The sequence below is a fragment of the Synechococcus sp. R5-12 genome (assembly GCF_047502655.1).
GTDB lineage: Bacteria > Cyanobacteriota > Cyanobacteriia > Thermostichales > Thermostichaceae > Thermostichus.
The window spans coordinates 1-6,245 of record NZ_JANSIM010000065.1; the positions used below are offsets into that span (position 1 = coordinate 1).

General features: G+C 56.6%; 5 protein-coding genes. 2 read left to right on the forward strand and 3 right to left on the reverse strand.

The features are described from left to right. Positions 1 to 304 precede the first annotated feature (304 nt). Positions 305 to 1,348, forward strand: coding sequence for a DUF58 domain-containing protein (locus NW843_RS04225; protein WP_414522205.1), 1,044 nt, complete (start codon positions 305 to 307; stop codon positions 1,346 to 1,348). Between the two features lie 103 nt (positions 1,349 to 1,451). On the opposite strand, the gene NW843_RS04230 is transcribed toward NW843_RS04225, so the two are convergent. The 3 genes from NW843_RS04230 to NW843_RS04240 form a co-directional block, all read right to left on the reverse strand. Continuing rightward, positions 1,452 to 2,411, reverse strand: coding sequence for a patatin family protein (locus tag NW843_RS04230; RefSeq protein ID WP_414522206.1), 960 nt, complete (start codon positions 2,409 to 2,411; stop codon positions 1,452 to 1,454). Positions 2,412 to 2,475: 64 nt separating this feature from the next. After that, positions 2,476 to 3,114, reverse strand: coding sequence for a histidine phosphatase family protein (locus NW843_RS04235; protein WP_011432118.1), 639 nt, complete (start codon positions 3,112 to 3,114; stop codon positions 2,476 to 2,478). A gap of 59 nt (positions 3,115 to 3,173) precedes the next feature. Further along, complete coding sequence (locus NW843_RS04240; RefSeq protein WP_414415615.1) at positions 3,174 to 4,142, reverse strand: NAD(+) kinase; 969 nt, start codon at positions 4,140 to 4,142, stop codon at positions 3,174 to 3,176. A 369-nt stretch (positions 4,143 to 4,511) separates the two neighbouring features. Between NW843_RS04240 and NW843_RS04245 the strand changes: the two genes are divergently transcribed. After that, the coding region (locus tag NW843_RS04245) for a serine/threonine protein kinase (protein ID WP_414522207.1) at positions 4,512 to 6,245 on the forward strand (1,734 nt) is incomplete at its 3' end.

Here is a 6,245-nt window from a genome sequence, read left to right on the forward strand (position 1 = left end):
GGCCATTGCTGAAATCCTCTCAGAAAAAACCTGCCCGTAGCACTGGTTATGGTGATTTCAAATTACACTGAAGCAGCTTGTAGATTCCAGACCTCTTTCTCCTTTGGAGAGGGGCCGGGGATGAAGGAGTGATGAGGGGACTGCGGTGTTGTGGAAACTAAGCCGAAAACTAGTTCCATTACTGCTTCAACGGACGGGAAGCCTGGGGATCTTCTCCTCAGAGCAGGAATCAAGGCGCCAGGTTCGTTTTCTGCGCCGCTTCCGCTTCACCCGTATTGGGGGGCGGTTTGTCGGGATCGCCCTGTTGGTAAGTATTGCTGCTTTCAACACCGGCAACAATCCCCTGTACTTGTTGCTGGGGATGCTGCTCAGCCTCATCCTCATCAGCGGTACCCTCTCTGATCTCACCCTCAAAGATCTGGAGGTCAGCCGGCAGTTGCCTAGCCGCATTTTCGCCGGCCAGCCTGTCTTAGTGGGTCTCACGCTGGTCAATCGCAAACGGCGCCTGCCCAGCTTTTCGTTGCAGGTGAGCGAACGCATTGAGGGGCTGAGGCGGGAAGATTGGCCTTCCAGCTATGTTTTGCGGGTGGATCCCGGTGCCAAGGTGGACACTTTTTATCAGCATACTTTTTCAAAGCGGGGAGTCTGGCAGTTGCAAGGTTTTGAAGTTGCCACCAGTTTTCCATTTGAACTCTTCCGCAGGGCGGTGGAAATTAGGGATCCCCAAACGGTGATCGTGTTTCCGCGGCTCGCCCCGGTTCAAGGATTGGCGCTGTGGGATCAGCTCAGCAGCGGCAACCAATTGCGCCCCCAACCCGGTCGAGAGGGAGACTACCTGAGCTTACGGCCCTACCGCCCCCAGGACGATGTGCGCTCTGTCCATTGGAAGATCTCGGCCAAACGGGATCAACTAATCGTGCGGGAGTTGGAGCGTCCACGAGCCCAGGCCATCACCCTCTGTTTTGAAAACCGCTGGCAGCCCCAGAAAGAGAGGCCCGAGATCCATCGAGACAAGTTGGAGCGAGCTGTAGAGCGCTGTGCCGGGATCCTCTTCTACTTGATGCGAGAAGGTTACCCGGTAGCACTTGTTACGTTACAAGAGCGGACTCCTTTTGGGTCAGACCTGGCCCATCAAGATCACCTGCTGACCGTGTTGGCACGACTTACTTTTGTCGGAGATCCCCAGCTCAGCCCTCCACTGGAAAGAGAACCTGATCCCTCTGTCAAGTTTGACCTCACCCCTCAAGATCGCTGTGTGCTGCTGGCCCATCCCGACCAGGATGGAAAATCTGCCCCGGCCCATCTCATCCACACGGGATCGCTGTTGCAATTTATCCCAATTGAGTGAGCTTCAGGCCCATTTTGATAGCAGGATCCATCTGAGATTGTTTGGAAAGCTTGGGCGCAGATCCTTGCAAAGCTTTAGGTTAAACTGCTGAAGAAGTGGTGGTTCACTGCTCCAACTTTTGTCGCAATTCTGGAATGGCCCGCCGCATTTGTCGATAGCCCTCCTGAATAATCGGATCTGCTTGATGAAAATCGAAGATCCCATACTGGCTCAGCTTGGGTTGCAAGAGCAAATCCGGCGGATGTTCGGCTAAAACACTGCGGGTAACGATTTGCTCCATCACGTTCAACGTCTTGCCAATAACGTCGAAAATATTGGGACCAGAGGGCTCATCTGGAAACCATTGGCTAATTTTTTCTTGGATCCCTTGTTGTAGGGATTGATAGCGTTTGCGAATGCGGGTGATGAAGTTGGTTTCTTCTTCGATCACTTCTCCTTCAGCATTCAAGCGCTGTCGCCGTTGAAGGGTTTCTTCCACCTCTGTTTCTTCCAGTTGCGACTCCACATCCGCGGGATCCACATGGTTGAGATTGACCGCGATGACAACATCGGCCCCCATCTCCCGCACCACCCGCACCGGCACCGGATTGACAATGCCTCCATCTCCGAGATAGCGCCCTTCGTGGTGAAAGGGAGTGAAAATTCCTGGGATAGAGATGCTGGCCCGCACGGCATCTGCCATTTTGCCCGAACGCAACAGCACCTCCTGGCCTGTGATCAAGTCGGTAGCCACACAGCAAAAGGGGATCCCGGCCTCTTCAATACACAGCTCTTGCAAATGTTCTGTCAGCAGCTCATAAATTTTGTTGCCATCCAAAAGGCCACAGGTGGGAAAGACCACATCAAACAAAGACAAAATCATCTTCCAGTTAAGATCTCGCACAAAGTCTTCCAGCTCATCCAGTTCTCCTGCTGCATAAATGGCTCCCACAAAAGCGCCAACGCTCGTCCCGGCAATATAATCAATGGGGATCCCGGCCTGCTCTAGAGCCCGAATTACGCCAATATGAGCCCATCCCCTGGCTCCGCCGCTGCCCAGTGCCAATCCCAGTTTTTTGCCCATGATTGCTCCCTCAAAAAGAGACCCAAAAGACCTCAAGAATCCTAAACCTTGCTCCCTCTAACAATTAGGTACCTGCCCTTTCCCGCAGATCGGAAGGCAGATAACTGCGTTCCCCTAAGATTTCCAGAAGGGGGCCATAGCGGTCGAACTTGACCACGCTGACCGAGGCGGCCAAAACCTCAATGCGATCCCGGTAGCGACCCAGGTCGATGCCCAGCAGGCTGCAGAGAATAACCCGAATGGTGGCCTTGTGGGAGACGATCAAGACGTGGCCGCCTGTCCATTTTTCCTGGATCTCGGCCACAACCGGCATGGCCCGATTGGCAATTTGCACGGCGGTTTCGCCCCCCGGAGGGGCGTTCCAGGCCGGCTCGGTCATCCAGCGCCAATAGGCTTCTGGGTAGGCTTCTTGCGCCTCAGCGTGGGTTTTGCCCTCCCACTCGCCGTAGTGAATTTCTCTTAGGCCCTCTCGAATCTGCATCTCCAAGCCAACTTTCTCGGCCAGGGGGCTTAGGGTAGCCAAGGCGCGCCGCATTGGGCTGACGTAGAGAGCTTGCCAAGGGATCCCAGCATAGGCTGCGGCAAAGGCTTCTGCCATTTGTTTGCCTTCGGGGGTGAGGTCGGGATCGAGAGCGCCGCAAAAGCTGCCGGAACGGCTGTAGGGGGTTTCTCCGTGTCTAAGGAGGTAAAGTCTCAGGCTCATGGGAAATATGCTTATGGGAGCGAACTTTGCCACTCTAGCTGCCCAACTTTAAGCTCTCCTTATCCCCCCTCGGGGCGGTGGTTGGTGGTGGGGATGTAGATGCGGCTGCCCGCCCACTGCAATTTTTCCCGCAGAGTGCGAAAGTAGGAGAGATCTTTTTCCAGGATCATCAGCTTGGCCGGTGTAGGCGCTTGCTGAATGTGAACCCACTGGCCGGGATTCACCGACTGAGCCAACACGCCATCTGTCCACAGGCGGGTCAACCCTTCGGGATCGGCAAGAGGCCAAATGTCCACCCTGGCTGTGCCGCTGATGACAATAGGACGGCTAGACAAACTCAGGGGACAAATAGGGGTGATGATGATGGCGTCGAGGGTGGGCTCGAGGATGGGGCCATTGGCTGCCAGAGTGTAAGAGGTGGATCCCGTCGGTGTGGCCACCAGCACGCCATCCCCGTGGTACTGATCCAAAATCTCTCCGTTGACCTCGATCTCCATGATCGCGGCGGGCAGCCGCTCTCGGTTGATCGGCTTCAGGCAGATCTCATTGAGGGCATAGTAGACTTCGCTGGCCGGACGGCCTTGCGACTTTCCCTCTCCACGGGCGGCCAAGGGATCCCCTTGCCCCAACTGCGGCTGTTCCCAAATCTGGGCTTGCAACATCATGCGGGCTTGCAAGAAAAAATCCCCTGCCTGAATGCGATCCCAGGGATCCTGTTGCAGCACCCGCTCCGACTGGGCCAAAAACCCCAGCCTACCCCCCGCTTTGATCGGCAAAATCGGGATCCCATGGGGAGCCAGGTATCGTGCTGCCGCCAACACCGAGCCATCTCCCCCCAGCACCACCGCCAGATCGATGGGATCCGAGGTGGCCTCCAAAAAGACTGGGTAGGGGTTGTGGTGCAAGCCAGTGGGAGCTGTCAACACCGTAACACCGCGCCGGCGCAACTGCTCCGCACACCTCTGGCAGGCGGCTTTGCTCTCCCGATCCCCCTCTTTGTAGGCAATCACCACCAAGCCCAAGTCCATGGTCAACCTCATCAAGGGATCCCTGTCGATTGTCCCCTTCTTCAGACTGGGGATTGCTCAGGATAATCCAGACTATCCCCCCCAAAGTTAACCAGAAAATGTTCTCTTGGACGGTGAAACCGATCACCGCAGCTCTCCCTTGAGCGTCACTGCCCCCGCCAGAGCTTTCTTCTACAACTTTTAAGTAACAGTTAAGTAAATCTGAGAAGTCACCTTGAAGAATCAACCGAAAACCCCGCCATTTCCAACAGATGGCCCCAATCCGGATCCCTGAGTTCAGCCACCGGCGTAGGCTGGTGCAGACCTCAGCAATTCGGTTTATGGTATGGACATTCCCCCTGCAATTCCTCTTCTCCAAGCTGCAAACCCATGACCGCAGATCTCACCAACCGCATTTTGGGCAGCCGCTACCAGCTGATTCAAGAAATTGGTAGCGGTGGTATGGGATCCGTCTTCCGCGCCTTAGACTTACACAACAACGGCCAAGAGGTAGCTGTCAAGATCTTATATGCCCCCATGCTGCTGAGCCGGGGCGACTTCCAGACAGACTTGCGCCGTCGCTTTGCCGAAGAGATCCGCGTTAGCACCCTTCTGGGGCAGCATCCTCGCATCGTCAAGGTTTTGGATCACGGCCAAGAGGGGGAGCAAGCCTATCTGGTGATGGAGTACCTTAAGGGTCAGGATCTGGGCAAGCTGATCCGAGAAAAAGGGGCTTTGCCGGTTCGACAAGCCGTTCGACTAGCCTTGCAGGCCTGTGAGGGGCTGCACTTTGCCCACACGTTTCAGGCCAAGGTAGAGGGTCGCGAGATTCGAGGCGTTATCCATCGCGACATCAAACCCAGCAACCTCTTCATCGAGCAAGTTTTTCAAAACGGCAAGCTCATTCCCCAACTGAAAATCCTCGACTTTGGCGTGGCCAAAACCCTGGCGGATCACACCCTCAGCCTGGGCACCCAAAAAGGGGGAGGATTTATCGGCACAGCTCGCTACGCCTCTCCCGAACAGATACGGGGCAAAGCCTTGGATGCCCGCTCGGATATCTACTCCTTTGGGGTAGTGCTCTACGAGATGCTGACGGGATCCATGCCCTTTCAGCTGGAAACCGACTCCCTGCACAGCTGGATCCACGCCCATTGCTACGAAAGCCCAATCGAGATCAACCCGAAGGCAGCCCCCCAGCCGATCCCACCCCCTTTAGCAGCCGTGGTGATGGATTGCCTGAAAAAAAACCCGGACGAACGACCACAAACGATGCGGGAGCTAGGGGAGCGGCTGCTGCAAGCCTATGACCTGACGGCAACCACCCAACTCTCTAGTGGCCAAGCCAGCACTGTGATCCTGCCCACCGGCAGCGCTAAGGCTCAACGGGATGCTCCACCCTCTTCTGACCCCAAGCCACCAATCCAAACCACCCGCAATACAGGATCAGCTTCTGGAGCCTTTGAAGATATCCGCGATGAGGATCTGGATCTCATCGAAGATGAGCCGGTCTCTCCCCCCTCCCCAGGTGCAGGGATCCCCTATTACATCACCGAGCGGGAACCCTCCTCAGCAGAAGCTTCGCCGGAAACACCGGATCCCTCCCCCCAAAGTGAGGATGAAACTCCCAAAACGCCCTCTACAGTAATCCAAGCCGGCAACGCTCTCCCGACCGTTCAGGATCCCCCCGTCGCTCGCCCTGCCACGCCGGCACGAACCGATACTCCCCGCACTCGCCCTCTGCGGCAAGCTGCCCCCCAAACGGTTCTGCAACCTTCCGACAGCAACCTGAAGTGGGTTTTGGCCGGGGGATCCCTGGGCGTTATGGCTTTGCTGGCCGCCTTTTTGCTGTGGCCACGTCCAGCGGTTCGCGATACCCAGGAACAGCCGGATCGCACCCCAACTCCCGAACCCAAGGTAGAGCCCATACGCATAGAGCCTATACCCGTAAAACCAATCCTAGGGATCCCAACTCCCGGTTCTACGCCTACCCCTACGCCCGAAGCAACCCCCACGCCTACCCCTGAGGTAACTCCAGCGCCGACACCCACCCCGACTCCAGCACCAACACCCACTCCGGTGCCAACGCCCACCCCGACGCCGACGCCGACGCCCACCCCGACT